The sequence below is a fragment of the Ornithinimicrobium humiphilum genome, from assembly GCF_006716885.1.
Lineage (GTDB): Bacteria > Actinomycetota > Actinomycetes > Actinomycetales > Dermatophilaceae > Ornithinicoccus > Ornithinicoccus humiphilus.
In genome coordinates this window covers 2,141,462-2,167,647 of the sequence record NZ_VFPU01000001.1, presented here as the reverse complement: position 1 = coordinate 2,167,647, position 26,186 = coordinate 2,141,462, and the positions used below count along the sequence as shown (strand labels likewise).

The following is a 26,186-nucleotide window of genomic DNA, read 5'->3' as shown; positions in this document are numbered from 1 at the left end:
GACGTGGCTGACCTGACCGCCTTCCAGTCCTGGATCGCCGGGGCCGCCGCCGAGCTGGCAGCGGCCGCCGACCATCTCGGCGAGCTCGACCGCGCCATCGGGGACGGCGACCACGGCACCAACATGGCCCGTGGCTTCGGGCGCAGCGCCGCCCTGGCGAAGGAGGAAGACTTCGCCAGCATCGACGCCTACCTCAAGAAGGTCGGCATGACCCTGGTCAGCACGGTCGGGGGAGCATCGGGACCGCTCTACGGCACCTTCTTCCTGCGCTTCGCCGGCCCGATGGCGGCCACCGAGGACGCCGGCGTCCACGCCTTCGCGCAAAGCCTGCACGCGGGCGTCGACGGCATCGTCGCCCGGGGCAAGGCGGAGGTGGGCGACAAGACCATGTACGACGCCCTCGCCCCCGCGCTGGAGGCCTTCGACGACGCCAACGCCGAGGGCGCCTCGCTGGCCGACTGCCTGCGCGCCGCGGCCGACGCCGCAGCCGCCGGTCGCGACGCCACCGAGCCGCTCGTCGCCCGCAAGGGCCGGGCCTCCTACCTCGGGGAGCGCAGCGCCGGCCACGTCGACCCCGGCGCGAGCAGCGCGGCGATCCTCCTCGAGACCGCCGCGCGGACCCTGGGCTGAGCCCACCCGTGATCTCCCTCGTCGTCGTCGCCCACAGCCGTCCCCTGGCACGGGCGGCCGTGGCGCTGGCGGCCCAGATGGTCGCCGGCCCCGACGCTCCGCACGTGGGCGTGGCCGCCGGGCTCGACGAGGAGACGACCGGGACCGACGCCGCCGCGGTCGCGGAGGCGCTCCGCGTGGCCCACGCGGCCTCCGGGGGAGCCGGGGTGCTGGTGCTGCTCGACCTGGGCAGCGCCGTCCTGTCGACGGAGATGGCCCTCGAGCTCGTCGACCCCGAGGTGGCCGAGGCGGTGCGGGTCACGTCCGCCCCGCTCGTCGAAGGGCTGGTCTCGGCCGTCGTCACGGCCGCCGCGGGAGGGGACCTCGACGCCGTCGAGCGCGAGGCGCGTCGCGCCCTGCTGCCCAAGGCGGTGCATCTGGGGGACGAACGGACCGCTGATCCCCCGGAGCAGCACGTCGGCCCGGCCGGTGAGGCACTGACCGCGGAGCTGCCGGTCGTGGGCGAGCACGGGCTGCACGCCCGCCCGGCCGCCCGGCTCGTCGCGCGCGTCGCCGAGCTGGCGCCCCGCACGACGGTGCGGGTGCGCAACCTCACCTCCGGCCGGGGCCCGGTGGACGCCCGCAGCGTCTCGGCCGTGGCGACCCTCGACGCCCGCCGGGGCCACGTGCTGCAGGCGGAGGCCAGGGGCCCCGAGGCCGAGACGGTGCTCGAGGCGCTGACCGACCTCGCCGCCCGGGCCTTCGGCGACCTCCCCGGCCCGGCCGAGCCGCTCGCCGACGTCGTCCTGCCGGCCCCGACGGTGTCGGCCGAGCCCGGGGTCGCCGGCTCCGGGCTCGAGGCCGCCGTCGGTCCCGCCGTGCTCGTCGACGTCCTCCCGGACCCTCACGGGATCGAGGCCGAGGACACCGCCACCGAGCTCGCCCGGCTCGAGGAGGCCGTGCAGGCCGCCCTCGCGCAGTTCGCCGAGCTCTCCGAGCAGGCCGGGCGCGACCTCGGGGAGGAGGAGGCCGAGCTCTTCCTGGCCCAGTCGATCCTGCTCCGCGACCCCCGCATCACCACGCGCGCCCACGAGCTCGTGGCCGGGGGAGCCTCCGCCGCGGCGGCCTGGAGCGACGCGGTGACGGAGACCGCGACGGCCTTCGAGCAGCTCCCGGACCCCTACCAGCGCGAACGCGCCCAGGACATCCGGGGCATCGGCGAACGGGTGCTGCGCCTGCTCCTCGGGCTGGAGCAGCCCAGGGTCGTCGAGGAGGGGGTGCTGGTCGTCGACGAGCTCGACGCGGCCGTGGCCATCTCCGTCGACGCCTCCCGGGTGCACGGCATCGTCACCCGGGCGGGCGGTGACACCGGCCACGGCGTCCTCATCGCGGCCTCCCGCGGCATCCCGGTGCTGACCGGGGTGGGGGAGCGGGCCGACGTCGAGCCGGGCACGCTGCTGGCCTTCGACGTCCGCAGCGGCGAGCTCGCGGTCGACCCCTCGCCCCCGGTGCGGTCCGCCTTCGAGGAGATGGTGGCCACCCGCCGGGCCGAGCGGGAGGCGGCCCTCCACAACGCGCACCTGCCGGCGGTGACGACCGACCACGTGCGGATCCGGGTCAAGGCCAACGTCTCCTCGGTCGCCGTGGCCCGGCTCGGCGCGGGGCTCGGGGCCGACGGCTCGGGCCTGATCCGCACCGAGGCGGTCTTCGCCCAGTGGCGGCAGGCGCCCACGACGGACCAGCAGGTCGAGGTCTACCGCGCCATCGCCGACGTCTACCACCCGCACCCCGTGACCATCCGCACCTGGGACGCCGGCGGCGACAAACCGCTGGCCTTCGTGCCCCGCGAGGCCGCCACCGCCAACCCCTTCCTGGGGGCCCGTGGGCTGCGCGCCTTCGCCGACGACCCGACGCTGGTGCTCGAGCAGCTCGAGGCGATCTGCCGGGTGGCGGTCGACCGCCGCATCCGTGTGCTCTTCCCGATGATCACCACGGCCGCCGACGTCGCCACCGCGCGCGAGCTGCTCGACCGCGCGGCCCGCCGCGCGGGGCTGGGCCGCCCGCCCGAGCACCTGGAGGTCGGGATCATGATCGAGGTGCCCGCGGCGGCGCTGCGGGTCCGTCAGCTGGCGACGGGGCTCGACTTCGTCTCGATCGGCAGCAACGACCTGGTGCAGTACGTCCTGGCCGCCGAGCGCGGCAACCCCGCGGTGGCGCCCTGGTCGGACCGGCTGGAGCCGGCGGTGCTGGAGCTGATCCGGCACGTCGCCGACGGGGCGCCGGACGGCGTGGACGTCTCGCTGTGCGGCGCGATGGCCGCCGACCCCGACCTCGCCGGCCTCCTCGTCGGTCTCGGGGTGACGGAGCTGAGCACGTCGGCCGCCACCGTCCCCATGGTCAAGCAACGGCTGCGGGCCGGCTCCACGGCGGAGTTCCGCGCCCTCGCGGACCGGGCCCTGGCCGCGGCCGACGCCGGGGAGGTGCGTGCCCTGCTGGAGCGGGCCGGACGGCGGGCGACCGCCTGAGGGCGGACGCCCACGGCATGTCCGGGCGTTCAGCGCACCCCGCGCGGCCGGAACTGCACGCTGATCCGCGGCCCGACGGGCTGGGAGGTCTTGGGGACGCAGTGGTCCCAGGTCCGCTGGCAGGACCCGCCCATGACGAGCAGGTCGCCGTGCCCGAGGACGTGACGGATGCTCGACCCGCCGCCGCGGGGACGCAGCAGCAGCGCCCGCGGCGCGCCCAGGCTGACGATCGCGACCATGGTGTCCTGCGTGGTGCTGCGGCCGTGCCGGTCGCCGTGCCACGCCACGCTGTCGCGGCCGTCGCGGTAGAGGCACATGCCCGCGGTGCGGAAGGGCTCGCCGAGCTCGGGGGCGTAGTAGGCGCTCAGCTCGTCGCGCGCCCGGGTGAGCACGGCGTCGGGGAGCACCTCGTGCTCGCGGTAGAAGCGGAGCAGCCGAGGCGTGTCCACCTCCTGGTCCCACATGGTGCGCCGCTCGGCGCGCCACTCCACGCCGGCAGACCCGCCCAGCGTGAGGCGCGCGAAGAGCTCGTCGGCGCCGGTGACCCAGCCGGGGCGGACGTCGACCCACGCGCCGGAGGTCAGGACGGTCCGGCGCAGCCCGTCGGCGAGCGGCCGGAGGCCGACCTCGTCGACCTGGTCGAGGAGAGAGCCCTGGAGCATCATGACGCCCACTGTAGAACAGGTGTACGATACACGCCATCCTCGTGCGGCGCCCCACCTGCCGGGCGCGAGGGGGTCGCGGTGGGAGGATGGACCCATGCCCACCTACCGCGAAGCAGCCGTCGTGCTGCGCACGCACAAGCTGGGCGAGGCCGACCGGATCGTCACGCTGCTGACCCGCGGCCGGGGCCGGGTGCGAGCGGTGGCCAAGGGCGTACGTCGCACCAAGAGCAAGTTCGGCGCCCGGCTGGAGCCGGGGATGGTCGTCGACGTCCAGTGCTACGAGGGCCGCAACCTCGACACGATCACCCAGGCCGACGCGCTGGCCACCTACGGCGAGGCCATCGCGCGCGACTACCCGGCCTTCACGGCCGCCAACGTCATGCTCGAGACCTGCGAGCAGCTCACCGACGAGGGACAGCCCGCGCCGCAGCACTTCCGGCTGCTGGCGGGCGGCCTGGCAGCGCTCGCGACGGGCGAGCACGACCCACGGCTGGTCCTCGACTCCTACCTGGTCCGGGCCCTGGCCATCGCGGGCTGGCGGGCCAGCTTCACCGACTGCGCGCGGTGCGGCATGACCGGTCCCCACCGCGCCTTCCACGTCCCGTCGGGCGGCTCGGTCTGCTCGGTATGCCGTCCGCCGGGCAGCTCGGCGCCCGCGCCGGAGACCCTGGAGCTGCTGCGTGCGCTCTTCGACGGAGACTGGTCGGTCGCCGACGTCAGCCAGCGGCGGCACCGCAGCGAGGCCAGCGGCCTCGTCGCCGCCTACCTGCAGTGGCACCTGGAGCGCGGCGTCCGGTCGCTGCGCCACGTCGAGAGGACACCATGACCCGCGAGCCGCGCCCGCCCTTCCCGCACCCCTCGGGGGCCCGCCCCCCCGCCGTCCCCCGCGAGCTCGTCCCGCGGCACGTGGCGATCGTCATGGACGGCAACGGCCGGTGGGCCAACCAGCGGGGCCTGCGTCGGACGCAGGGCCACGAGGCGGGGGAGGCGAGCCTGCTCGACGTCATCGCCGGCGCGATCGAGGTCGGCGTCCAGTGCGTCTCGGCCTACGCCTTCTCGACGGAGAACTGGCGGCGCAGCCCCGAGGAGGTGCGCTTCCTCATGAGCTTCAACCGCGACGTCATCCGGCGCCGGCGCGAGGAGCTCGACTCCTGGGGGGTCCGGGTGGTCTGGTCCGGCCGACGACCGCGGCTGTGGAAGTCGGTGATCTCCGAGCTCGAGGACGCCCAGGAGCGCACCAGGGACAACCGGGTGATCACGCTCAACTTCTGCGTCAACTACGGCGGGCGGGCCGAGATCGCCGATGCCGTGCGCGCCATCGGCCAGGACGTGGCCGAGGGCCGGCTGCGACCCGGTGGCATCGATGAGCGGACGGTGGCGCGCTACCTCTACCACCCCGAGGTGCCCGACGTGGACCTCTTCCTGCGCAGCTCGGGCGAGCAGCGCACGTCCAACTTCCTGCTGTGGCAGAGCGCCTACGCCGAGATGGTCTTCCTCGACACGCTGTGGCCGGACTTCGACCGGCGCCACCTGTGGCAGGCCATCGAGACCTATGCCGCTCGCGACCGCCGCTACGGCGGTGCCGTCGACGCGGCGGCCGGCGAGGCCGGGGGCTCGTAGGGCTCCGGCGCCGACGGCTCCGGCTCCGTGCCGCTGCCTGGGGCGCCGGGGCGCGACGTCCTACCGGTCGGTGCAGCCGGCGCAGGTGCCGAAGACCTCCAGCGTGTGGCTCACGTCGGTGAAGCCGTGCTCGGCCGCGACCCGGTCGGCCCACTTCTCCACGGCCGGACCCTCGATCTCGACGGTGCGGCCGCAGTGCCGGCAGACCAGGTGGTGGTGGTGCCCGGTCGAGCACATCCGGTAGACGGCCTCGCCCTCGTCGGTGCGGATCATGTCGACCTCGCCCGCCGCCGCCAGGGACGTGAGGGTCCGGTAGACCGTGGCCAGCCCGACCTTGTCGCCGGCCTCGCGCATTCGGGCGTGCAGCTCCTGCGCGCTGGTGAAGTCCTCGCTCTGCCCGAGGCGCTCGACGACGGCGGCCTGCTGGCGGGTCGGGCGGCGGCGGGGGGCGGTCACGGGCGCACCTCCTGGGCGTCGGGCTCGGCGGGGGAGTGGTCGAGCGGGTCGTCGCTGTGCTCGTCGTAGTGGCCCTCGTGCGCCGCGTGCCGGTGGCCGTCGTGCAGGTAGTCGACGTGGTCGCCGTGGGGGATCGCCTCGTGGCCGCACCCGGGGCCGTGCTCGTGGGCGTGCCGCTCGGCGAGCCGGTGGCGGCGCCGGGCCAGCGCGCGGACGGCCGCCCCGGCCGCCATCGCCAGCGCGAAGACGGCGATGGTGAGGAGCACGATCGTGCCGCCGGTGGCCGTGTCGAGGCGGTAGGAGAGCGCGACGCCGCCGACCGAGGAGGCGACCCCGAAGAGCACGGCCCAGGCCGTGGCGCTGCGGAAGCTGCCCGACACCTGCTGCGCCGCGGCGTTGGGGATGATCATGAGGGCGCTGATGAGCAGCAGCCCGATGACCCGCATCGCGACCACGACGGTCACCGCGGTGAGCACGCCCAGCAGGATGTTGAGGGCCAGCACCGGCAGGCCGCTGGCGCGGGCGTACTCCTCGTCGCCGGCGACCGCGAAGAGGCGCGGGCGGAGCACCAGGGTGATCGCGACGATGACGGCCGAGAGCAGCCCGAAGACGACGAGGTCTTCGCGGGACGTCGTGGTGATCGCCCCGAAGAGGTAGCCGTTGAGGCTGCCGGTGCGCCCGCCCTCGGAGCGGTTGATGATGACCACGCCCGCCGCGATGCCGCCGTAGAACATCAGCGCGAGCGCGACGTCGCCGGTGGTGCGGCCGCGGGCGCGCACGACCTCGATGACGACGGCGGCCAGGGCGGCGGTGACCAGGGCGGTGAGCACCGGGGCCTGACCGGTCAGGACGCCGACCGCGACGCCGGCCAGGGCCACGTGCCCCAGCCCGTCGCCGATGAGGGAGAGCCGCCGCTGGACCAGGAAGATCCCGACCATCGGGGCGGCCAGCCCCACGAAGAGGGCGGCCAGCAGCGCGTTGCGCATGAAGTCGAGCCCGAGCATCTCGCTCATCCGAGCACCTCCCGTCCGGACCGTCGCGCGAGCTCCGCCTGGTGATCGGCATACCTCTCGGGGGTGCCGTCGAAGGTCACGTGCGAGGAGTCCACCTCCACGATGCGGTCGACGATGCCGCGCAGCGCGCTGAGCTCGTGCGTGACGATGAGCATGGTCGTGCCCTCCGCGGCGAGCCGGCGCAGCACGCGGGCCAGCACGTCCTGGCTGGCGCGATCCACGCCCGCGGTCGGCTCGTCCATGACGAGGACCTCCGGGCGCGCCACGAGGGCGCGCGCGATGAGGACGCGGCGCTGCTGGCCGCCGGAGAGGCTCTCGACGTCGAAGCGGAGGCGGTCGCCCAGCCCGGCGGCCTCGACGGCGGCCCTCACCGCCTCGCGGTCGGCGCGGCGGGCGGGGCGCCACCAGGGGCGGCGGGAGAGCAGTCCGGTGGCGACCACCTCGCCGACCGTGGCGCGCACCCCGCCGACGAGGGTGTGACGCTGGGGCACGTAGCCGATGCGGGCCCGGTCGTGCAGCCGGGCCACGGGCGTCCCGAGCACCTCGACGGTCCCGGAGAGGTGCTCGGACAGGCCGAGCAGGCCCTTGACGAGCGTGGTCTTGCCCGAGCCGTTGGGACCGAGGACGGCCACCACCTCGCCCGCCCGGACCGTGAGGTCGACGTCGGTCACCACCGGGCGCCCGGCGTAGCCGAAGGACGCCGAGCGCATGATGATCACCGGGGCGGGACCGGTGGTCGCGGCGGGGGCGGAGCTCACGAGCAGCCCAGCCCCTCGCGCAGCGCGTCGAGGTTGTCGCGCATGATCGACGGGTAGTCGGTGTCCTCGTCCGCGGTCAGCCCGTCGGCGGGATCGAGCGTGAGGACCTGCGCACCGGTCTCGGCGGCGACGGTCTCGGCGATCGCGGTCGGCAGCAGGGGCTCGGCGTAGACCGTGCCCACCCCCAGCTCCTCGACGAGGGCGGTCACCTCCGCCAGCCGGGCGGGGGAGGGCTCGGCGTCGGGGGCGATGCCGGTGATCCCGACGACATGGAGGTCGTAGCGGGCGCCGAGGTAGCCGAACGCGTCGTGGGTCGTCACCACCTCGCGGCTCGCGCAGGTCTGCAGGCCGTCCGCCAGCTCGTCGTCGAGGTCGCGCAGCTCGTCGGTGAGGACCCGGACGTTGGCGCGGTAGTCCTCCGCGTGCTCGGGGTCGACCTCGGCCAGGTGGTTGGCCAGCGTGGCGGCGACGTCGGCGTAGCGCTTCGGGTCGAGCCAGAAGTGCGGGTCGAACGCGCCGTGGTCGTGGCCGTCGTCGACGGAGTGCTCCTCGGTGGCCTCGGCGGCCTCGTCGTCGTGCCCGGCCTCGTCGTGCTCGTGCCCGTGCCCGTGGTCGTGGTCGTCGCCGTCGGAGGGCAGCAGCGAGGCGCTGGGCATGACGTCCAGGGCGTGCTCGGCGGCCTGGCTCGACACCGCGTCGTCCACGGCCGGCTGCATGCCCGCGGCGTAGACGACCAGGTCGGCGCTGCCGAGGCTGCCCACCTGCCGGGGCGTGAGCTCCACCTCGTGCGGGTCGACGCCCGGCGCCGTCAGCGTCGTGACCTGCGCGTGCTCGCCCGCGATCCGCTCCGCGAGGTACTCCAGGGGGTAGAAGCTCGCGACCACCTGCAGCGCGTCCGGGTCGGCCCCCGGGGCGGTGCCGCCGCCGCAGCCCGTCAGGACGAGGGGGAGGGCGAGCAGAGGCAGGAGGAGGCGAGGACCACGGGGCATACCCGTCAGTCTGCGCCTAGTTGAGAATGATTGTCAAAATCTCAGCCGCGGGGCACGAGCTGCACCACGGTCACCGCCATGAAGAGCAGCAGCACCGCCACCCGCATCAGCCGGTCGACGCCGTTCAGCCGAGGCCAGGACAGGTAGAACAGCCAGAGGATGAAGGCCAGCGCGAGGCCGACGAGGACCCAGCCGACGGGTCCGCCCAGGAAGCCGCCGCCCAGCATGAGGAGGAGCAGCACGAGGAACGGCAGCCAGACGGGCAGCTTGGCGAGCTGCTCGAGGGCCGGCAGCGAGGCCTGCTCGATCGAGCGCCGGACGGGGCCGGGCTCGGTGGTGCGGTCGGGGCCGGGGGCGGGTGCGCTGGACACCCGGACAGCCTAGTCCGGCACCGGGAGAGGTCCGACGCCCCCGTACACTGGCGCGCATGGCCCAGACCTCCACCGTCGATCTCGTCGTGTCCCTCGCCAAGCGCCGTGGCTTCGTGTTCCCGTGCGGCGAGATCTACGGCGGCACCCGCTCGGCCTGGGACTACGGGCCGCTCGGCGTGGCGCTCAAGGAGAACATCAAGCGCCAGTGGTGGCGCTCGATGGTGCAGACCCGCGACGACGTCGTCGGCCTCGACTCCTCGATCATCCTGCCGCGCCAGACCTGGGTCGCCTCCGGTCACGTCGGCGAGTTCTCCGACCCGCTGACCGAGTGCCAGTCCTGCCACAAGCGCTTCCGCGTCGACCACATGCAGGAGGCCGTCGCCGAGAAACGCAACAAGAAGGCGCGCGCCGGCGAGGAGGTCGACCCCGACGACATCCCGCTCGACGAGATCACCTGCCCCAACTGCGGCAACAAGGCCTGGACCGAGCCGCGCGAGTTCAACATGATGCTCAAGACCTACCTGGGCGTCATCGAGGACGAGTCCGGGCTGCACTACCTGCGCCCCGAGACCGCGCAGGGCATCTTCATCAACTTCGCCAACGTCATGGGCGCCTCGCGCAAGAAGCCGCCGTTCGGCATCGCGCAGACCGGCAAGAGCTTCCGCAACGAGATCACGCCGGGCAACTTCATCTTCCGCACCCGTGAGTTCGAGCAGATGGAGATGGAGTTCTTCGTCAAGCCGGGCGAGGACGAGGAGTGGCACCAGTACTGGATCGACGAGCGCACCCGCTGGTACGTCGACCTCGGGATCGACCCGGACAACCTGCGCCACTACGAGCACCCGGCCGAGAAGCTCTCGCACTACTCCAAGCGCACCGTCGACATCGAGTACCGCTTCAACTTCACCGGCAGCGAGTGGGGCGAGCTCGAGGGCATCGCCAACCGCACCGACTTCGACCTCGGCACGCACAGCAAGCACTCCGGCGCCGACCTGTCCTACTTCGACCAGGCCAGCGGTGAGCGCTACACCCCCTACGTCATCGAGCCCGCGGCCGGTCTGTCGCGCTCGCTCATGACCTTCCTCGTCGAGGGCTACACCGAGGACGAGGCCCCCAACGCCAAGGGCGGGGTCGACAAGCGCACCGTGCTCAAGCTCGACCCGCGCCTGGCCCCGATGAAGGTGGCCGTGCTGCCGCTGTCGCGCAACGCCGACCTCTCGCCCAAGGCTCGTGACCTCGCCGCCCAGCTGCGCCAGCACTGGATGGTCGACTTCGACGACGCCGGTGCCATCGGGCGCCGCTACCGCCGCCAGGACGAGATCGGCACGCCGTTCTGCGTCACGGTCGACTTCGACACCCTCGAGGACCACGCCGTGACCGTGCGCGAGCGCGACACGATGTCCCAGGAGCGGGTCGCCCTGGACCAGGTGGAGGGCTACCTCGCGCAGCGCCTGATCGGCTGCTGACCTCCGGCGCGTCCCGCACGGGACGCGCCGAGGGCCCTCGCCCCGCGCGGGACAGCCGTGGCACACTGCCGCCCGACCGTTTTCCCGACGGAAGGGGGAGCCCCCATGTCCCTGCCAGAGCTCGTCAACCGCGCCAACGACATCGTCTGGTCGAGCGCGCTCGTCTACCTGTGCCTCGCCGCAGGCCTGTACTTCACGATCCGCCTGCGGCTGATGCAGGTGCGGCACTTCGGCGGCATGATCCGCCAGCTGCGCGAGGGCGAGTCCTCCGAGGCCGGTGTCTCCTCCTTCCAGGCGCTGGCGATGAGCCTGGCCGGACGGGTCGGCATGGGCAACATCGGTGGCGTGGCCACCGCGATCGCCTTCGGCGGCCCCGGCGCCATCTTCTGGATGTGGGTCATGGCCTTCCTGGGGTCGGCCACCTCGTTCATCGAGAGCGCCCTCGGCCAGATCTACAAGGAGCGCGACGACCGCGGCGAGTACCGCGGTGGCCCGGCCTACTTCATCGAGAAGGGCCTGGGCATGAGGTGGTACGGCATGCTCTTCGCCGTGGTCACGGTGATCGCCATGGGCATGCTCCTGCCGGGCGTGCAGGCCAACGGCATCACCTCCTCGATGCGCAACGCGTGGGGCCTGGACGCGCGGATCGCCACCATCGGGGTGATCATCGCCCTGGCCTTCATCGTCGTCGGCGGCCTCAAGCGCATCGCGGTCTTCGCCAGCATGGTCGTGCCGTTCATGGCGATCGCCTACATCCTGCTGGCCGTCATCGTGCTCTTCATCAACGTCACCGAGATCCCCGCGATGTTCGCGCTGATCTTCAGGAGCGCCTTCGGCCTCGACGCGGCCTTCGGCTCGATCCTCGGCATGGCCGTCATGTGGGGCGTCAAGCGCGGCCTCTACTCCAACGAGGCGGGCCAGGGCACCGGCCCGCACGCCGCCGCGGCGGCCGAGGTCTCCCACCCCGCCAAGCAGGGGCTGGTCCAGTCGTTCGCGGTCTACGTCGACACGCTCTTCGTCTGCACCGCGACCGCGATCATGATCCTGTCGACCGGCATGTACCGGGTCCACGAGGACGGCGCCGAGTCGGGCGCCGTGATCTACAGCGGCGGCACGGCGGTCGACGGCGTGGAGGTCGGTCCGGCCTACACCCAGGCGGCGCTCGACACGGTCTTCCCGGGGCTGGGCGGCAGCTTCGTGGCCGTGGCGCTGCTCTTCTTCGCCTTCACCACGATCGTGGCCTACTACTACATGGCCGAGGTCAACGTCACCTACCTGCTGCGCGGGCGCAGTGCCCAGGTGACCGCCGTGGGCATGCGGCTCCTGCAGCTCGCGCTGCTGATCACGGTCTCCTACGGTGCGCTGACGACGGCCGAGGCCGCCTGGGCCGCCGGCGACCTGGGGGTCGGGCTGATGGCCTGGCTCAACATCATCGCGATCCTCATCCTCCAGCGGCCGGCCATCAAGGTCCTGAAGGACTACGAGGCGCAGCGCAAGGAGGGTCTGGACCCGCAGTTCGACCCCCGGCCGCTGGGCATCAAGAACGCCACCTTCTGGGAGGAGCGCGCCGACCGGCTGGCGGGACGCCCCGGCGGCGAGGCCGTCGGGACCCACGCGGACGCCGACTGACCCGACCGGCCCCGATCGACGTCGCGCCGGCGGTGCACGGCCCACCCCCGGGTCGGCCCCGCCGGCGCGCGTCGTTCCCGGGTGCGACGGCCTCGCGCCGCTCCTACCGTGGAGGAGTTCCCGGACATCGACCACGGAGGTACCCCATGCCCGCCCTTGACGGCAAGAAGATCGCGTTCCTGGCCACCGACGGCTTCGAGGACAGCGAGCTGACCAGCCCGTGGCAGGCGGTGTCCGACGCCGGTGGGCAGGCCCTGCTGGTGTCGCCCTCCGAGGGCTCCATCACGGGCAAGAACGGCCACGAGGCGACGGTCGACCAGTCCGTCTCAGGCGCCGACGCGGCGGACTTCGACGGGCTGGTGCTGCCCGGCGGAGTCGTGAACGCGGACGACATCCGGATGGACGCGGACGCCGTCGCCTTCGCGCGGGCCTTCTTCGAGGCCGGCAAGCCGGTCGGCGTCATCTGCCACGGCGCCTGGATCCTGACGGACGCCGACGTGCTCCGCGGCCGCACCCTCACCTCCTACGCCTCGCTGAAGACCGACCTGCGCAACGCCGGCGCCACCTGGGTCGACGAGGAGGTCCACGTCGACGCCGGCCTGGTCTCCAGCCGCACACCCGACGACCTGCCGGCCTTCAACGCCAAGATCGTCGAGGAGTTCGCCGAGGGCGAGCACGAGGAGCAGACCGCCTGACCCGGGGGCCGTGACCGGCCCGCACCCCGGACGACGGACGCCCGTGCACGAGCACGGGCGTCCGTCGTGTCGTTCCCCGAGGGGTATGCCGCGGTGCCGGGACTCAGCCGCCGGCGATCAGCCCGGCGCCGATCGAGACCATGACCACCGCGATGAGCGCGTCGAGCACCTGCCAGGAACGGGGCCGGGCGAAGAACGGCGCGAGCCGGCGCGAGCCCGCGCCCAGCACGGTGAACCACAGCGCGCTGCCGGCGACGATCCCGGCGTAGAACCACCAGCGACCGTCGGGTCCGTGGCTGTTGGCGATGGTGCCCAGCAGCACGACGTCGAGGTAGACGTGCGGGTTGAGGACCGTCAGCGCCACCATCGTCGCCAGCGACCGCGCCAGGTCGCCGCCACGCCCGCCGTCGGCCTCGAGCACCTCGCCCGGGTGCAGCGCCCGCCACGCGGCGTGCAGGCCGTAACCGATGACGAACAGCCCGCCACCCCAACGCGCGACCGTGAGGAAGGCCGGCCAGGTCGTGACGACCGCGCCGATCCCCAGGACCGCGAGACCGATGAGCACGGCGTCCGCCAGGATGCAGAAGGCGACGAGCGGCCCGACCTGCTGGCGACGCAGTCCCTGCCGCAGCAGGAAGGCGTTCTGGGCGCCGATGGCGACGATGAGTCCGAGGCCGGTCAGCAGGCCGGTCAGCAGGAGGGCGAGGGGGGTCACGGGCGACCACGATAGAGCTGGGGGCAGCCTCGACCACCATCAGCTCCGGTGAGTATTTGTGCAGGACCATTAGCCTGTCTTCATGAGGATCGACCCGGTGGCGCTGGCCACGCTGTCCGCCGTCGTCACGGAGGGCACCTTCGACCGGGCCGCGGTCCGGCTGCACGTGACGCCGTCGGCGGTCTCGCAGCGGATCCGCGCGCTCGAGCAGTCGGTCGGGCAGGTGGTGGTCGCCCGGACCCGGCCGGTGGCGCCGACGGTCGCGGGCGAGGTGCTGCTCCGGCTCGCCCGGCACTGGGACCTGCTCGTCACCGACGCGCTCGCCGAGCTCGTGCCGGGGGAGGACGGCCCGGCCGTCCCGCAGGTGCCGGTCGTGGTCAACGCCGACTCGCTCGCCACGTGGACGATGTCCGCCCTGGCCAGGGCGCAGGAGGAGCTGGGCGTCACCCTCGACGTGATCCGGGAGGACGAGGGGCACGCCTCGGAGCTGGTCCGCTCGGGGGCGGCTCTCGCCGCCGTGACGGGCGACGCGCGGCCCGTGGCGGGGTGCCGGCTCACGCCCCTCGGCTCGCTGCGCTACGTCGCGGTCTGCACGCCCGCCTACCGGGACCGCTGGCTGCCCCGCGGGGCCCGGGCCGCCGACCTCGACCGGGCACCGGTGGTCCGCTTCGACCGCAAGGACACCATGCAGCACCGGGTGGCGCGCCGCTGGGCCCGGCGCGAGATCGACCCGCCGACCACCTTCGTGCCCTCCAGCCGCGAGTTCGCCGAGGGGATCCGGCTCGGGCTGGGGTGGGGCATGATGCCGGTCGGCTGGGCCGAGGACGAGCTCGCGGCGGGAGCGCTCGTGACCGTGGCTCGGCGGGCGCACCACGACGTGCCCCTCTACTGGCTGGCGTGGCGGCTGCCGTCCCGCATCCTCGACGTCCTCACGCGCTGCGTCGTCGAGCAGGCGGCGGCGAGCCTGGTGCGCGACGGTTCGGGCCAGGGCCGCGCGGATGGGACAATCGGAGCGACATGAGCACGCTTCCCACCCTCCTGCCGCCGCTGCGCATCGGCCCGCACACCATCGACTCGCCGGTGGTGCTGGCACCGATGGCGGGCATCACCAACCGCGCCTTCCGCAAGCTGTGCCGCGAGTACGGCGACCAGGGGCTGGCCGCCGCGGCGACCGCCGCCGGGGCCGAGGAGGGTGCCGCGTCGGGCTCGGGCTGTCTCTACGTGAGCGAGATGGTGACCTCGCGTGCCCTCGTCGAGCGCACCCCGATCTCCATGAAGCTCATCGAGCACGACCCCGAGGAGCAGCCGCGCTCGGTCCAGCTCTACGGCGTGGACCCGGCGACCGTGGGTGCCGCCGTGCGGATGCTCGTGCAGGAGGACCGCGCCGACCACGTCGACCTCAACTTCGGCTGCCCGGTGCCCAAGGTCACCCGCAAGGGCGGCGGCTCGGCCCTGCCCTGGAAGACCGACCTCTTCCGGGGGATCGTGCGCGCCGCCGTGCGCGAGGCCGGCCCCGCGGGCATCCCCGTCACCGTCAAGATGCGGGTCGGCATCGACGGCGAGCACGAGACCTTCCTCGACGCCGGTCGCATCGCCGAGGAGGAGGGCGCCGCCGCGGTCGCGCTGCACGCGCGCACGGCCGCGCAGGCCTACTCCGGCCAGGCCGACTGGAGCCGCATCGCCGAGCTCAAGCAGGCCGTCACCTCGATCCCCGTCCTGGGCAACGGCGACATCTGGTCGGCCGAGGACGCGGTCCGCATGGTGGAGGAGACCGGCTGCGACGGCGTCGTCGTGGGCCGCGGCTGCCTCGGACGGCCGTGGCTGTTCACCGACCTCGCGGCCGCCTTCGCGGGCTCGCGCGTCCGGGTCGAGCCCACCCTCGGCGAGGTATGCCGTGTGCTGCGCCGCCACGCCGAGCTGCTCGTGGAGTTCCACTCCGACGAGGGCAAGGGCTGCCGCGACATCCGCAAGCACATCGCCTGGTACACCAAGGGCTTCCGCGTCGGCGGCGAGATGCGTCACCAGCTGGGGCTCGTCAACACGCTGGCCGACCTGGACCGGCTCATCGGGACGCTCGACCTCGACCAGCCCTGGCCCGGCGACGCGGCCGAGGGCCAGCGCGGTCGGGCCGGCTCACCGCGCGTCGTGGCGCTGCCCGACCGGTGGCTGGAGTCGCGCGAGCTGGACGCGCAGCAGCGCGCCGTCGTGGCCCAGGCCGAGCTCGACGTCTCGGGAGGCTGAGATGGGGCAGACCCATGAGGACCTGGCCACCGCGCCGCGCAGCCGTGACGGCAGCGTGCACGTCACCGACGAGCGCATCAACACCATCACGCACCTCGTCGGCTCCTGCCTGGCGGTGGCGGGCGTCGCGCTGCTGGTCGCCCAGGCCTCGGCCCAGGGCGACCCGTGGAAGATCGTCGCCTTCTCCGTCTACGGCGCGAGCCTGGTCCTGCTGCTCGTTTCGAGCACGCTGCACCACGGCCTCGACCGCGGCGAGCGGGTCAACGACGTGCTGCGCACGATGGACTACACCTCGGTCTTCGCCCTCATCGCCGGCACGGTCACCCCGGTGGTGCTCGTCCTCATGCGCACCACCTTCGGCTGGACCCTGCTGGGCGTGGTCTGGGGCCTGGCGGTGGCGGGCATCGTCGTACGCTCGGTCTGGCGGCAGCTGCCCAAGTGGGTGACCAACACCCTGTACATCTCGCTGGGCTGGACCACCGTGCTCCTGGCGCTCGGCGACGTCGCGCTGCCCTTCGGCGCCCTGGCCCTGATGGCCGCCGGCGGTCTCGTCTACACCGTCGGCTTCGTCGTCTTCGTGATCGAGCGTCCCAACCCGGTGCCGGGCGTCCTGGGGTTCCACGAGCTGTGGCACGTCCTCGTCGTGGTCGCCGCCGCCCTGCACTTCGTCATGATGTACGTCTACGTCCTGCCGGCCTGAGCAGGACGGACCGCACCAGCGGGACCGGCGGGTCAGGCCGGACCGGTCGCCACCGGGCGCGAGGGGTCGCTGACCCAGTCGCTCCAGCTGCCGACGTAGACCGCGGGCTCGGTGGCCAGCAGGCCGGCCGACTCCAGGGCGAGAGCCGCGTGCGCCGCCGTGACGCCCGACCCGCAGTAGAGCGCCGTCGGTGTCGCCGGGTCGACGCCGGCCTCGGTCAGCAGGGCGGAGAGGGCGTCGGCTGGCAGGAAGGTGCCGTCCTCGGCCAGGAGCGAGAGGGACGGGAGGTTGCGCGCCCCCGGCACGTGGCCGGCGACGGGGTCGATCGTCTCGTCCTCGCCGCGGAAGCGGTTGGCGGGGCGGGCGTCGAGCACCTGCCCCCCGCGCTCCAGCCAGGCGGCCAGGCCGTCCGCGTCGAGCAGCTGCCTGTCGCCGGGCGTCAGCCCGACGTCTCCCGGGGCCACGTCGACCTCGCCGGTCTCGACCGGCAGCCCGGCCTCGGTCCAGGCGTGCAGCCCGCCGTCCAGGACGCGCACGTCGGTCAGGCCGTGGTAGCGGGCGACCCACCACGCCCGGGCGGCCCCGGCCGAGATGCGGGCGTCGTAGAAGACGACCGGCCGGTCCCGCCGGACCCCGGCCGCCCGCAGCGCGTCCTGCACCCGCTCGAGCGAGGGCATCGGGTGGCGGCCACCACGCCGGTCCGGCGCCACGGGGTCCGCGAGTCCGGAGTCGAGGTCGAGGAAGGCGGCACCAGGCAGGTGACCCTCGAGGTACTCCGCCCGGTTGCGCTCGGGTGGCGTCCCCAACGACCACCGCACGTCCACGAGGACGGGGCGTGAGGCCTCCGGGCGATCGGGCGAGAGCTCGGCCGCGAGGTCGGCGGCGCTGACGAGGGGGCGGGAGGGGCTCGGCATGGCCCGACCCTACCCAGCCGGCCCCTGCCGGGCGCGGCGGCGCCGTGGCAGAGTGAGCAGCATGTGTCGCAGCATCCGTCCGCTCAACAACTTCGCGCCCCCCGCGAGCCGGGAGGAGGTGCGCGCGGCCGCGCTGCAGTACGTCCGCAAGGTCGGCGGCGCGAGCCGCCCGGCCAAGGTCAACGAGCAGGCCTACGCGACCGCGGTGGAGAAGATCGCGCTCGCCACCCAGGAGCTGCTGGACTCCCTGGTGACGACCGCGCCGCCGAAGGACCGCGAGGTGGAGGCCGCCAAGGCCCGAGCCCGCGCCCAGGCCCGGTACGCCTAGTGGGCGTCCCGCTGCGCCACGTCCTCAACTGGGTCAACCTCTCGACCCCGCTGGGGCTGGCCGTCGCGCGCGCCGGGGGCTGCCGGATCCGCCGCGGACCGGACAGCTGCTTCCTGGCCGACCACTACCGGTGGGGCTTCCCGACGGGCGGGGCGTTCACGGTGGGCGACGTCGTGATCAGCCGCCACGACCTCGACGTGCTCATGGCCCGGCGCCCGGGGCTGATCGGCCACGAGCTGGTGCACAGCACGCAGTGGGCCTACTGCCTGGGTCTGCCCTTCCTGCCGCTCTACGTCGGGTCGATGGCGTGGTCGTGGATCCGCACCGGGGACAGGGCTGCGCGCAGCGTCTTCGAGCGGCAGGCCGGCCTCCTCGCCGGAGGGTATGCCGACGTGCCCACCCGTCCGTTCGCCCCCGTCGTGCGCGGGGCGGCGGCGCGGCTGGCCCGCACCGTGGCCGGGCGTCGGGGCATGGACGCCGGCGCCACGCTGGGCACCGGCCGGGACACCTGACCGCGGCCTTCCCTCACCCTCCGGCACGAGCACGACATACTCGACCCGTGACCACCTCGACCGGCGCCGACGTGCCCGGCTACACCGCCGCCGACCGGGAGCGCTGGGTCGCCGAGGACCCCGCGCTGAAGCGGTCGGACCGGCACGACTTCGCCCGCGACCGGGCGCGGGTGGTGCACTCCGCGGCGCTGCGGCGGCTGGCGGCGACGACGCAGGTGGTCCGGCCCGACAGCGACGACTTCGTGCGCAACCGGCTGACCCACTCGCTGGAGGTCGCGCAGATCGGGCGCGAGTTCGGGGCGGCCCTCGGCTGCGACGCCGACGTCGTCGACACGGCCTGCCTGGCCCACGACATCGGTCACCCGCCCTTCGGGCACAACGGGGAGGCGGTGCTCGACGAGATCGCCGCCGACATCGGCGGCTTCGAGGGCAACGCCCAGACGCTGCGGGTGCTCACCCGGCTGGAGGCCAAGCGCACGCACCCCGACGGCCGTCCCGCGGGCCTCAACCTCACCCGGGCCAGCCTCGACGCCGCGACGAAGTATCCCTGGGCACGCGGCCGGGGCCGCCCGGACGCCGGGCGGAAGTTCGGGGTCTACGAGGACGACCTCGACGTCTTCACCTGGCTCCGCACCGGGGTGCCGGACGGCCCGAGCGACCGCCGCTGCCTCGAGGCCCAGGTCATGGACTGGTCCGACGACGTCGCCTACTGCGTGCACGACGTCGAGGACGCCATCGCCTCTCGCCGGGTCGACCCCGCGGCGCTGCGCTCGCGCGACACCCAGACCGACGTGGCCGCGCTCGCCCGCGAGTGGTACGCCCCCGACCTCGAGGTCGAGGCGCTGCGGACCGCGCTGGTGGAGGTGCTCGACAGCGGCGTCGTGCCGATGCACCACGACGGCACGCGCGCCGACCTCGCCGCGCTCAAGGACATGACGAGCCGGCTCATCGGGCACTTCGTCCACACCGTCGAGCTGGCGACCCGCGAGCGCTACGGCCCCGGCGTGCTCAGCCGCTACGCCGCCGACCTCGTCGTGCCCGACCGGGTGCGCGCCCAGGCCGCGGTGCTCAAGGCCGTCGCCGCCCGCTTCGTCATGCTCACCGAGGAGCGTCGCGAGGTGATGAGCGCCGAGCGGGAGGTGCTGGAGTCCCTCGTGGCGAGCTATCGCGCCGACCCCTCGCTGCTCGACCCCGTCCACCGAGAGGCCTACGACGCCGCGCCGGACGACACCGCCGCGCTCCGCGCCGTCGTCGACCAGGTCGCCAGTCTCTCCGACGCACGGGCGCTCGCCGTCCACGCCGAGCTCTCCCGCCGGTCTCCCCGGGGTTCGTCGGTATGACCGTGCTGGCGCGCCTGGGTCTGCCGGTCGTCGGCGCGCCGATGGCGGGCGGGGTGAGCGGGCCGATGCTGGTCTCGGCGGTCAGCGACGCCGGCGGCCTGGGCATGCTCGCCGCCGGCTACCGCACGCCCGAGCAGCTGGCCGCCGACCTGGTGCACGTGCGCGACCTCACCGACCGGCCGTTCGGGGTCAACCTCTTCGTGCCCCGACCCCTCGACCGCGCGGCGCTGGAGCCCGCGGTCACGGCCTACCGGGAGGCGCTGCTGCCCCGGGCGGCGGCCCTCGGCGTCGAGCCGGGGCACCCGGTCTGGCACGACACCGACGCCTGGGCGGAGAAGGTGCTCCTCGTCGAGACGCTCGCCCCGACCGTGGTCTCCTGCACCTTCGGCGTGCCGGACGCGGAGGCGGTGGAGCGCTGGCGGGCCGCCGGGTGCGAGGTCCACGTGACCGTGACCTCTGTGGCAGAGGCGCTCGCGGCCGAGGCCGGGGGCGCCGACGTGCTGGTGCTGCAGGGGCAGGAGGCCGGAGGGCACCGGGGCACCCACGACCCCGCGGCGGAGCCGGAGGCGATCGACCACCTGGGGCTGCTCGAGGCCGTGCGCGGCGCAGGCGTGGGCCTGCCGCTCGTGGCGGCTGGTGGCATCACGACACCCGGCGACGTGCGCAGGGCGAGCGAGGCCGGGGCCGTCGCGGTCCAGGTCGGCACCGCCCTGCTGCTCGCGCCGGAGTCCGGGGCGTCGCCGACCTACCGTGCCGGGCTCCGCGACCCGTCGCTGACCGAGCGGGTGCTCACCCGCGCCTTCACCGGACGGGTCGCGGGCGCCGTGCGCAACCGCTGGGTCGACGAGCTCGCGGACCTGGCACCTCGGGCCTTCCCGGTCGTCGACCAGGTCAGTCGCCCGCTGCGCGCCGCGGCCGCGCGGGCCGGTGACCTGCACGGGCTGCACCTGTGGGCAGGGGCCGGCTGGCGGGCGTGCCAGGAGCGACCCGCGGCCGAGATCGTGCGCGACCTGGTGGGCGGATGACCGACGAGCACCACCCGGAGGCGGATCCGGGGACCGGCGAGGCGGCCGGCACCGCCGCGGCGGTGCCGGGGCTGCCCGTGGGGGTCGAGCTGGGCCCGGGCGTCGACCTCGGCGGGTCGACCCGGTCGGAGGTCCGGCGGCACGAGGTCCGGCGCGGCCCGGCGGACTGGGGCCCCTCGGTCGTGGTCAAGCGCTTCCTGCCCCAGCAGGTGGGGTCCCGGGCGGCGATGGGCTACACCCGCGAGCTCGTCGGCCTGGGCCACCTGCCCGGCACCCCGCGGCTGCTGGCACGGCACGACGACTCTCGGACGCTGGTCATGGAGGACCTGGGCGAGCAGCTGCCTACGCTCGCCGACGCCCTGCTGGGCACCGACCCGGGCGCGGCGTGGCGGCACTGCCTCGCCTGGGCCGCGGCGCTCGGGGCGACGGTGCGACCGGACCCCGACCTGCTGGTCGAGGTGCGCGGCGAGCTCGGCGAGGCGGTGATCGAGGACAGGGACGCCCGCCGCGACCTTCCCCGTCGCGGGCTGATCCGGCTGCACGAGGCCGCCGGCCTGCGCACGACGGCGGCCGCGTGCTCCGAGATCCTCGACGCCGTCGAGTGGCTGGAGCAGGACACCCGCCGTCACGTGCTCGGCCCGGGGGACACCTGTCCAGACAATGCCGTGCTCACGCCCGGAGGGGTGCGCTTCATCGACCTCGAGGGCGCGGGTGTGCGTCACGTCGCCTACGAGGCCGCCTACGCCGCCGAGCCGTTCAGCACCTGCTGGTGCGTCTTCACTCCGCCGAGCGGGCTCACGGACGCGATGCTCGGGGCCTTCACGGCTGGGGCCGCGCGGCGGCTGCCCGACCTGGTCGACGATCCCGACTGGCCCCGCCAGGTGCGGGCCGCCGCGGCGATCTGGGTGCTCAGCAGCACCCTGTGGCTGATGGACGGGGCGCTGGAGGACCGCACGTTCGGCGGCGGAGCAGGGCAGCACGGCCCTGCCTTCCGAGCCCTGCTCGCGGCCCGCTGGGGGTGGGTGGAGCGCGAGTGCCGCACCGAGCTGCCCGACGTGGCGGCGGCCTGCGGGGAGGCCCGGACCTGGGCGCTCCGGACCTGGGGCGCCGGCACGTCGTCCCTCGCCCTGCCGGGTTATCCCGCCTGGTCCGCCCGGGATGAGGCGCGCAGGGCCGTCGCGGGTGGAGACTGAACCATCGGGGACTCGCGCGCGACTCAAGGACGAGGAACGGCGCGGCGCACACACCCGGAGGGAGGCGGAATGGTCACGAGCGACCCGGCATACACCGAGTTCGTGCTCGCGCGCCAGGCCCGGCTGCGCCGGGTGGCCTACCTGCTGTGCGGGGACGCCGCCCTGGCGGAGGACCTGCTGCAGGAGGCGCTCATCGCGCTGGCCTCGCGGTGGGAGTCGGTCGACAACCCCGACGCCTTCGTCCGGCGCGTGATCTACCGCCAGCGGGTCTCCTCGTGGCGCAAGCAGCGTCACGAGGTCGTCCGGGACGAGCTGCCCGACCGCGGCGTTCCTGACGGCGCGGACGACCGGGCCCGCGACCAGGAGGTCCACGACGCGCTCCGCGCCCTGCCACCGCGGCAGCGGGCCGCGCTGGTCCTGCGCTACTTCGAGGACCTGACCGAGGCGCAGACCGCCGAGGTCATGGGTGTGCGGCTCGGGACGGTCAAGAGCCTGTCGCACCAGGCGGTGGCCAGGATGCGCGCCGAGCTGGAGGCGCGCCGCGCCAGCCAGCGGGAGAGGGAGGGAACACGATGAGCGAGCTGCGCGACACGGAGCTGCGCGACCTGCTCGAGCGCGTCGCCGATCTCGACGGGGACGTCGACGTCGAGCGCTCCTGGGCGGCCGGTCGGCGCCGGAGGGCGCAGCGCCGTGCCGGGATCGGTGCGCTCGCGGTGACCTCGGTCGCGGCCGTCGCCCTGGCCCTGGGCACGGGCGGGCTGCTCGGTGGCCAGGACCCGACTCCGACGGGCCCCGCCGCCGTCCCCGACGACCTGGACACGTTCGTCTTCGCCCCGCGTGGTGCGGAGCCTGCCGCCCCGGTCGGCACCGTGGACCCGTCGGCTGAGCTGAGCCCGGCGACCGCGGCAGAGCTGTCCGGCACGTCGTGGGTGCTGCAGGACGGGCTGTGGAGCTCCGCCACCCCGGCCGCGGACCTCACCGGCAGCGATGCGGAGACCACGCTCGTCTTCGGGGACGTCGGCGAGCGCGGCGGGTGGGGCCTGAGCATCGGCGGGTGCGGCGATGCGGCTGTCCAGGGCCTGGTGCTGGACGAGCGGGGACGGTTCGTCGACCCGGCGGTCCGGACGAACGACATGGGCTGCCCCGAGGACGTGCAGGCGGCCGAGAACTTCTGGACCGCGGCGCTGCAGGGCGGGGGGCAGCTCACCGTGGTCGGTGACGCGGAGTGGCTGCTGCTCTCGGTGGACGCGCCCGAGACCGACGCCGCCACCGACGAGCCGGAGACCGCCGCACCCACGACGACCGGGTCCGCGACCGCGACCGGGTCCGCGACCGCGACCGCGACCGACGACGGGACGGGCACCCCGGACGACGAGGGGACGGCCGCCCCGAGCGGCACGACGTCGCCGCCCGCGTCGACGGCGCCCCCCGTGCAGCCGCCGCCCACCGTGCCGCCGGCGGCGGAGGGATTCACCGCGCCGGAGGAGGTGGCGGTCGGGGGCGGCTGGCCCGGCGGGGGCGGAGCGCTCCTGGCCCCCACGGTGCGGGCGGGGGTCCACGACGGCTTCGACCGGGTGGTGGTCGACCTGACGGGCACGGGGGAGCCGGGCTGGCGCGCGGCATACACCGACGACCCACGGCTGGACGGCTCCGGCCTGCCGGCCGACATCGCCGGCGACAGCGTGCTGCAGGTGACCCTCGCCGGCATGGGCTATCCCGAGCCGGGGTCGGAGGTCTACGACGAGGGGATCTTCGGGCTCGACACCCACACCCTGTCCGCCGTGGTCGAGGTCTGGCGCACCCCGCCGTTCGAGGGGCAGCTGCAGCTCTTCGTCGGGATGCAGGGGGAGCCGCGCCCCTATCGGGTGTTCCTGCTCCAGAACCCGCTCCGGCTGGTGGTCGACGTGCAGACCGCCCCCTGAGATGGGTCAGACCTCCTCGGGCGGGGCGTCATGGCCCTCGGCCTCGTCACGGTCGGCCCACTCGAGCAGCGGCGCGATGGCGAAGACCGCGTCGTCGATGCCGGCGTGGAGGTCGCCGACCTCGGCGTAGCGGCCCGGCATCGTCAGCATCGTGAAGTCGGCCGGGTCGCAGTCCGGCACCTCGTCCCAGGTGAGCGGGGCGGAGACGCGGGCGTCCGGGGTGGCACGGACCGAGTAGGCGGCGGCGATGGTGTGATCGCGGGCGTTCTGGTTGAAGTCCACGAAGACCTTGGCCGGGTCGCGGTCCTTGCGCCACCACGTCGTGGTCGCCTCGTCGGTGCGGCGCTCCACCTCGCGGGCGAAGGCCAGAGCGGCCCGGCGGACGTCCCCGAAGCCGTGATCCGGGGGGATCCGCACGTAGACGTGGATGCCCTTGCTGCCGGTCGTCTTGGGCCAGCCGACGGCCCCCAGCTCGTCGAGCACCTCTTTGGCGACGCCGCAGACGCGGCGCACGGTGGCGAAGTCGCACTCGTCACCCGGGTCGAGGTCGATGCGCCACTCGTCGGGCTGCTCCACGTGGCCGCGGCGGCTGTTCCAGGGGTGGAACTCCACGGTCGACATCTGCACTGCCCAGACGACGTGGGCGAGCTCGGTGACGCAGAGCTCGTCGGCGGTGCGGTTCCAGCGCGGGAAGGTGACGTGCACCGTCTCCATCCAGTCCGGGGCCCCGCGGGGCAGCCGCTTCTGGTGGACGCGCTCGCCGGCGGTGCCGTCGGGGAAGCGGTGCATCATGCACGGTCGCTCGCGCAGGGCGTTGACGATGCCGTCGCCCACCGACAGGTAGTAGTGGACGAGGTCGAGCTTCGTGAGGCCGAGGTCGGGGAAGTAGACCCGGTCAGGATTGCTGATCCGGACCGTGCGTCCCCCGACCTCGACCTCCGTCGCCGGCGTGCTGGACGAGGCCATGCCTCACCCTAGCGAGAGTGCGTCGACAGCTCCGGCTCGTCGGACACGGTGGGCCCGGCGGGTTCGGCCCCGGGCTCGGCGACCTCACGCCCGGGGGCGGACCGCACGAAGGTCGAGATGACGACCACCACGACGCCCAGCCCGATCCCGACCATCAGCGCCGCGCGGACGCCACCGTCGAGGGCGCTGTCCGCCGTCGCGCCGTCACCGAGCAGGTTGCCCTGGCGCCACGAGAGGACCGCGATCGCCATCGCCGTGCCGATCGCGGCCGCGACCTGCTGGACGGTGCCGAGCAGCGCGCTCCCGAAGGAGTACAGCGACGGCGGCAGCGCCCCGAGTCCACCGGTGAAGGCCGGGGTCATCATGAGCGCGAGGCCCACGCTGGCCGTGACGTGGCCGACCAGGAAGGGCCACCACGGCGCGAAGAGCGTGGCGGCCGCCATCCCGCAGAGGGAGACCAGCAGCACGAGCGCGCCGGGCACGACGAGCGGGCGCCCGCCGACCTTGTCGAACCACCGGCCGACCTGCGGGCCGAGCAGACCCATGATCAGGCCGCCCGGCATGAGCAGCAGACCGGCCTGCAGCACCGAGAGCCCGCGGACCTGCTGCAGGTAGAGGGGCAGCAGGATCATCAGGCCCATCATGCTCATGAAGGCGACCGAGCCGAGCAGGAGCGCGACGGTGTACTGGCCACGGCGCAGGACGCGCAGGTCGAGCAGCGGCGAGCCGGAGCGCTGGAGCGCCAGCTGGCGCCAGACGAACAGCGCCAGGCCGGCCGCGCCCACGAGCAGCGCGATCCACGGGGCGACGAACGGGTTGGCGCCCGCGCCGCTCTCGCCACCGGCCTCCGCCAGGCCGTAGACGAGGAAGCCGAAGCCGACTGCGGTCAGGAGGACGCTGAGGGCGTCCAGGCGGGGGCGCGGGCCGGTGGGGTCGGAGACCTCGGCGGCCTTGAGCGCGCGCAGGCCCACCAGGGTCACCACGAGCGCGATGGGCAGCACCAGGCCGAACAGCCAGCGCCACTCCAGCCACTGCAGGACCACGCCGGACACGGCCGGGCCGAGCGCCGGGGCGACCGCGATGGTCAGCGTGACGTTGCCCATGACGCGGCCGCGGGTGTGCGGTGGGACGAGCTCCATGAGCGTGGTCATGAGCAGCGGCATCATGATCGCCGTGCCGCTGGCCTGGACGACCCGGCCGGCGAGCAGCAGCGGGAAGGTCGGGGCCAGCGCGGCCGCCGTCGTGCCGAGCAGGAAGAGCACCATCGCCAGCCGGTAGGCCGAGCGCACCCCGAGCCGCTTGAGCAGCCAGCCGGTGGTCGGGATGACCACCGCGAGGGTCAGCATGAAGCCGGTCGTGAGCCACTGCGCGGCGCGCTCGTCGATGTCGAGGCTCTCCATCAGCTGCGGCAGCGCGTTGACGAGCAGCGTCTCGTTGAGGATGACGACGAAGGCGGCGACCACCAGCGTCCGCAGCACGGTCGTGGTGCTGGAGGGAAGGCGTTCCTGCATGACGGTTTGGACCTCTGCTCTCG

General features: G+C 74.2%; 27 protein-coding genes. 17 read left to right on the top strand and 10 right to left on the bottom strand.

Annotation, left to right across the window (positions count from 1 at the left end):
• Positions 1-3 precede the first annotated feature (3 nt).
• Both dhaL and ptsP read left to right on the top strand, forming a co-directional pair.
• On the top strand, positions 4-630 hold the full coding sequence (gene dhaL / locus FB476_RS10190; protein ID WP_420359358.1) for a dihydroxyacetone kinase subunit DhaL: 627 nt from the start codon (positions 4-6) through the stop codon (positions 628-630).
• An 8-nt stretch (positions 631-638) separates the two neighbouring features.
• On the top strand, positions 639-3,134 hold the full coding sequence (gene ptsP, locus FB476_RS10185) for a phosphoenolpyruvate--protein phosphotransferase (protein WP_141818654.1): 2,496 nt from the start codon (positions 639-641) through the stop codon (positions 3,132-3,134).
• Between the two features lie 29 nt (positions 3,135-3,163).
• Here ptsP and FB476_RS10180 read toward each other — a convergent pair whose 3' ends face one another.
• Positions 3,164-3,799 carry an alpha-ketoglutarate-dependent dioxygenase AlkB gene (locus FB476_RS10180; RefSeq protein WP_141818653.1) on the bottom strand — a complete coding sequence of 212 codons (636 nt, stop codon included), beginning with the start codon at positions 3,797-3,799 and terminating at the stop codon, positions 3,164-3,166.
• A 94-nt stretch (positions 3,800-3,893) separates the two neighbouring features.
• Here FB476_RS10180 and recO point away from each other — a divergent pair, with 94 nt between their 5' ends.
• Both recO and FB476_RS10170 read left to right on the top strand, forming a co-directional pair.
• Positions 3,894-4,625 (top strand): DNA repair protein RecO, encoded by a 732-nt coding sequence (recO, locus tag FB476_RS10175; protein WP_141818652.1) that lies wholly within the window; start codon positions 3,894-3,896, stop codon positions 4,623-4,625.
• A complete protein-coding gene (locus FB476_RS10170; protein ID WP_141818651.1) occupies positions 4,622-5,419 on the top strand; it encodes an isoprenyl transferase in 798 nt (265 codons plus the stop codon). The genes recO and FB476_RS10170 overlap by 4 nt, the downstream gene beginning before the upstream one ends.
• Positions 5,420-5,479: 60 nt before the next feature.
• On the opposite strand, the gene FB476_RS16480 is transcribed toward FB476_RS10170, so the two are convergent.
• From FB476_RS16480 to FB476_RS10150, 5 genes are read right to left on the bottom strand one after another with little or no spacing between them, the layout of a single operon-like run.
• The gene (locus tag FB476_RS16480) at positions 5,480-5,875 is read right to left on the bottom strand and encodes a Fur family transcriptional regulator (protein WP_170233593.1); all 396 of its coding nucleotides are present in this window, start codon (positions 5,873-5,875) and stop codon (positions 5,480-5,482) included.
• The gene (locus FB476_RS10165) at positions 5,872-6,888 is read right to left on the bottom strand and encodes a metal ABC transporter permease (protein WP_170233592.1); all 1,017 of its coding nucleotides are present in this window, start codon (positions 6,886-6,888) and stop codon (positions 5,872-5,874) included. Before FB476_RS10165 ends, FB476_RS16480 begins: the two co-directional genes overlap by 4 nt.
• Entirely contained in the window at positions 6,885-7,646 is a 762-nt protein-coding gene (locus tag FB476_RS10160) for a metal ABC transporter ATP-binding protein (protein ID WP_238329656.1), read from the bottom strand. Before FB476_RS10160 ends, FB476_RS10165 begins: the two co-directional genes overlap by 4 nt.
• Entirely contained in the window at positions 7,643-8,635 is a 993-nt protein-coding gene (locus FB476_RS10155; RefSeq protein WP_141818650.1) for a metal ABC transporter substrate-binding protein, read from the bottom strand. The genes FB476_RS10160 and FB476_RS10155 overlap by 4 nt, the downstream gene beginning before the upstream one ends.
• A gap of 41 nt (positions 8,636-8,676) precedes the next feature.
• The gene (locus FB476_RS10150; RefSeq protein ID WP_141818649.1) at positions 8,677-9,006 is read right to left on the bottom strand and encodes a DUF6703 family protein; all 330 of its coding nucleotides are present in this window, start codon (positions 9,004-9,006) and stop codon (positions 8,677-8,679) included.
• Positions 9,007-9,062: 56 nt separating this feature from the next.
• Between FB476_RS10150 and FB476_RS10145 the strand changes: the two genes are divergently transcribed.
• The 3 genes from FB476_RS10145 to FB476_RS10135 all read left to right on the top strand — a co-directional run bounded on the left by FB476_RS10145 (position 9,063) and on the right by FB476_RS10135 (position 12,796).
• Positions 9,063-10,472: a glycine--tRNA ligase gene (locus FB476_RS10145; protein WP_141818648.1), complete on the top strand. Its 1,410-nt coding sequence runs from the start codon at positions 9,063-9,065 to the stop codon at positions 10,470-10,472.
• 105 nt (positions 10,473-10,577) lie between these two features.
• On the top strand, positions 10,578-12,101 hold the full coding sequence (locus FB476_RS10140) for an alanine/glycine:cation symporter family protein (RefSeq protein WP_141818647.1): 1,524 nt from the start codon (positions 10,578-10,580) through the stop codon (positions 12,099-12,101).
• 146 nt (positions 12,102-12,247) lie between these two features.
• A complete protein-coding gene (locus FB476_RS10135) occupies positions 12,248-12,796 on the top strand; it encodes a type 1 glutamine amidotransferase domain-containing protein (RefSeq protein ID WP_141818646.1) in 549 nt (182 codons plus the stop codon).
• Positions 12,797-12,899: 103 nt separating this feature from the next.
• Here the strand turns inward: FB476_RS10135 and FB476_RS10130 are convergent, their stop codons facing one another.
• Positions 12,900-13,511 (bottom strand): LysE/ArgO family amino acid transporter, encoded by a 612-nt coding sequence (locus FB476_RS10130; RefSeq protein ID WP_141818645.1) that lies wholly within the window; start codon positions 13,509-13,511, stop codon positions 12,900-12,902.
• An 82-nt stretch (positions 13,512-13,593) separates the two neighbouring features.
• Between FB476_RS10130 and FB476_RS10125 the strand changes: the two genes are divergently transcribed.
• Genes FB476_RS10125 through trhA form a run of 3 tightly spaced genes read left to right on the top strand, consistent with a single transcriptional unit; the run spans position 13,594 to position 16,452 of the window.
• Positions 13,594-14,532 (top strand): LysR family transcriptional regulator ArgP, encoded by a 939-nt coding sequence (locus FB476_RS10125; protein ID WP_141818644.1) that lies wholly within the window; start codon positions 13,594-13,596, stop codon positions 14,530-14,532.
• Positions 14,529-15,752 (top strand): tRNA dihydrouridine synthase DusB, encoded by a 1,224-nt coding sequence (dusB, locus tag FB476_RS10120; protein ID WP_141818643.1) that lies wholly within the window; start codon positions 14,529-14,531, stop codon positions 15,750-15,752. The genes FB476_RS10125 and dusB overlap by 4 nt, the downstream gene beginning before the upstream one ends.
• A gap of 1 nt (position 15,753) precedes the next feature.
• Positions 15,754-16,452 (top strand): PAQR family membrane homeostasis protein TrhA, encoded by a 699-nt coding sequence (gene trhA / locus FB476_RS10115; RefSeq protein ID WP_170233591.1) that lies wholly within the window; start codon positions 15,754-15,756, stop codon positions 16,450-16,452.
• 32 nt (positions 16,453-16,484) lie between these two features.
• Here the strand turns inward: trhA and FB476_RS10110 are convergent, their stop codons facing one another.
• Positions 16,485-17,366: a sulfurtransferase gene (locus FB476_RS10110; RefSeq protein ID WP_141818642.1), complete on the bottom strand. Its 882-nt coding sequence runs from the start codon at positions 17,364-17,366 to the stop codon at positions 16,485-16,487.
• A 61-nt stretch (positions 17,367-17,427) separates the two neighbouring features.
• On the opposite strand from FB476_RS10110, the gene FB476_RS10105 reads away from it, so the two are divergent.
• From FB476_RS10105 to FB476_RS10075, 7 genes are all read left to right on the top strand, one after another.
• A complete protein-coding gene (locus FB476_RS10105) occupies positions 17,428-17,694 on the top strand; it encodes a DUF2277 domain-containing protein (protein ID WP_141818641.1) in 267 nt (88 codons plus the stop codon).
• Positions 17,694-18,206 (top strand): hypothetical protein, encoded by a 513-nt coding sequence (locus tag FB476_RS10100; protein WP_202876955.1) that lies wholly within the window; start codon positions 17,694-17,696, stop codon positions 18,204-18,206. Before FB476_RS10105 ends, FB476_RS10100 begins: the two co-directional genes overlap by 1 nt.
• A gap of 47 nt (positions 18,207-18,253) precedes the next feature.
• The gene (locus FB476_RS10095; protein WP_238329655.1) at positions 18,254-19,546 is read left to right on the top strand and encodes a deoxyguanosinetriphosphate triphosphohydrolase; all 1,293 of its coding nucleotides are present in this window, start codon (positions 18,254-18,256) and stop codon (positions 19,544-19,546) included.
• Positions 19,543-20,571, top strand: coding sequence for an NAD(P)H-dependent flavin oxidoreductase (locus tag FB476_RS10090; RefSeq protein ID WP_202876953.1), 1,029 nt, complete (start codon positions 19,543-19,545; stop codon positions 20,569-20,571). Before FB476_RS10095 ends, FB476_RS10090 begins: the two co-directional genes overlap by 4 nt.
• Positions 20,568-21,764: a hypothetical protein gene (locus FB476_RS10085; protein WP_141818640.1), complete on the top strand. Its 1,197-nt coding sequence runs from the start codon at positions 20,568-20,570 to the stop codon at positions 21,762-21,764. Before FB476_RS10090 ends, FB476_RS10085 begins: the two co-directional genes overlap by 4 nt.
• A gap of 69 nt (positions 21,765-21,833) precedes the next feature.
• Complete coding sequence (locus FB476_RS10080) at positions 21,834-22,340, top strand: SigE family RNA polymerase sigma factor (protein WP_141818639.1); 507 nt, start codon at positions 21,834-21,836, stop codon at positions 22,338-22,340.
• Entirely contained in the window at positions 22,337-23,686 is a 1,350-nt protein-coding gene (locus tag FB476_RS10075) for an AMIN-like domain-containing (lipo)protein (RefSeq protein ID WP_141818638.1), read from the top strand. Before FB476_RS10080 ends, FB476_RS10075 begins: the two co-directional genes overlap by 4 nt.
• 6 nt (positions 23,687-23,692) lie before the next feature.
• Here the strand turns inward: FB476_RS10075 and ligD are convergent, their stop codons facing one another.
• Positions 23,693-24,652 (bottom strand): non-homologous end-joining DNA ligase, encoded by a 960-nt coding sequence (gene ligD, locus FB476_RS10070; protein WP_141818637.1) that lies wholly within the window; start codon positions 24,650-24,652, stop codon positions 23,693-23,695.
• A gap of 8 nt (positions 24,653-24,660) precedes the next feature.
• Positions 24,661-26,163 (bottom strand): DHA2 family efflux MFS transporter permease subunit, encoded by a 1,503-nt coding sequence (locus FB476_RS10065; RefSeq protein ID WP_141818636.1) that lies wholly within the window; start codon positions 26,161-26,163, stop codon positions 24,661-24,663.
• Positions 26,164-26,186 lie beyond the last annotated feature (23 nt).

Coding starts and splice junctions, on each gene's coding strand:
- FB476_RS10140 (WP_141818647.1), top strand. CDS start 10,578: ATGTCCCTGCCAGAGCTCGTCAACCGCGCCAACGACATCGTCTGGTCG.
- dusB (WP_141818643.1), top strand. CDS start 14,529: ATGAGCACGCTTCCCACCCTCCTGCCGCCGCTGCGCATCGGCCCGCAC.
- FB476_RS10085 (WP_141818640.1), top strand. CDS start 20,568: ATGACCGACGAGCACCACCCGGAGGCGGATCCGGGGACCGGCGAGGCG.
- FB476_RS10105 (WP_141818641.1), top strand. CDS start 17,428: ATGTGTCGCAGCATCCGTCCGCTCAACAACTTCGCGCCCCCCGCGAGC.
- FB476_RS10090 (WP_202876953.1), top strand. CDS start 19,543: ATGACCGTGCTGGCGCGCCTGGGTCTGCCGGTCGTCGGCGCGCCGATG.
- recO (WP_141818652.1), top strand. CDS start 3,894: ATGCCCACCTACCGCGAAGCAGCCGTCGTGCTGCGCACGCACAAGCTG.
- FB476_RS10080 (WP_141818639.1), top strand. CDS start 21,834: ATGGTCACGAGCGACCCGGCATACACCGAGTTCGTGCTCGCGCGCCAG.
- FB476_RS10135 (WP_141818646.1), top strand. CDS start 12,248: ATGCCCGCCCTTGACGGCAAGAAGATCGCGTTCCTGGCCACCGACGGC.
- trhA (WP_170233591.1), top strand. CDS start 15,754: ATGGGGCAGACCCATGAGGACCTGGCCACCGCGCCGCGCAGCCGTGAC.
- FB476_RS10180 (WP_141818653.1), bottom strand. CDS start 3,799: ATGATGCTCCAGGGCTCTCTCCTCGACCAGGTCGACGAGGTCGGCCTC.
- FB476_RS10110 (WP_141818642.1), bottom strand. CDS start 17,366: ATGCCGAGCCCCTCCCGCCCCCTCGTCAGCGCCGCCGACCTCGCGGCC.
- FB476_RS10165 (WP_170233592.1), bottom strand. CDS start 6,888: ATGAGCGAGATGCTCGGGCTCGACTTCATGCGCAACGCGCTGCTGGCC.
- FB476_RS10155 (WP_141818650.1), bottom strand. CDS start 8,635: ATGCCCCGTGGTCCTCGCCTCCTCCTGCCTCTGCTCGCCCTCCCCCTC.
- FB476_RS10170 (WP_141818651.1), top strand. CDS start 4,622: ATGACCCGCGAGCCGCGCCCGCCCTTCCCGCACCCCTCGGGGGCCCGC.
- FB476_RS10125 (WP_141818644.1), top strand. CDS start 13,594: ATGAGGATCGACCCGGTGGCGCTGGCCACGCTGTCCGCCGTCGTCACG.
- ligD (WP_141818637.1), bottom strand. CDS start 24,652: ATGGCCTCGTCCAGCACGCCGGCGACGGAGGTCGAGGTCGGGGGACGC.
- FB476_RS10075 (WP_141818638.1), top strand. CDS start 22,337: ATGAGCGAGCTGCGCGACACGGAGCTGCGCGACCTGCTCGAGCGCGTC.
- FB476_RS10145 (WP_141818648.1), top strand. CDS start 9,063: ATGGCCCAGACCTCCACCGTCGATCTCGTCGTGTCCCTCGCCAAGCGC.
- FB476_RS10065 (WP_141818636.1), bottom strand. CDS start 26,163: ATGCAGGAACGCCTTCCCTCCAGCACCACGACCGTGCTGCGGACGCTG.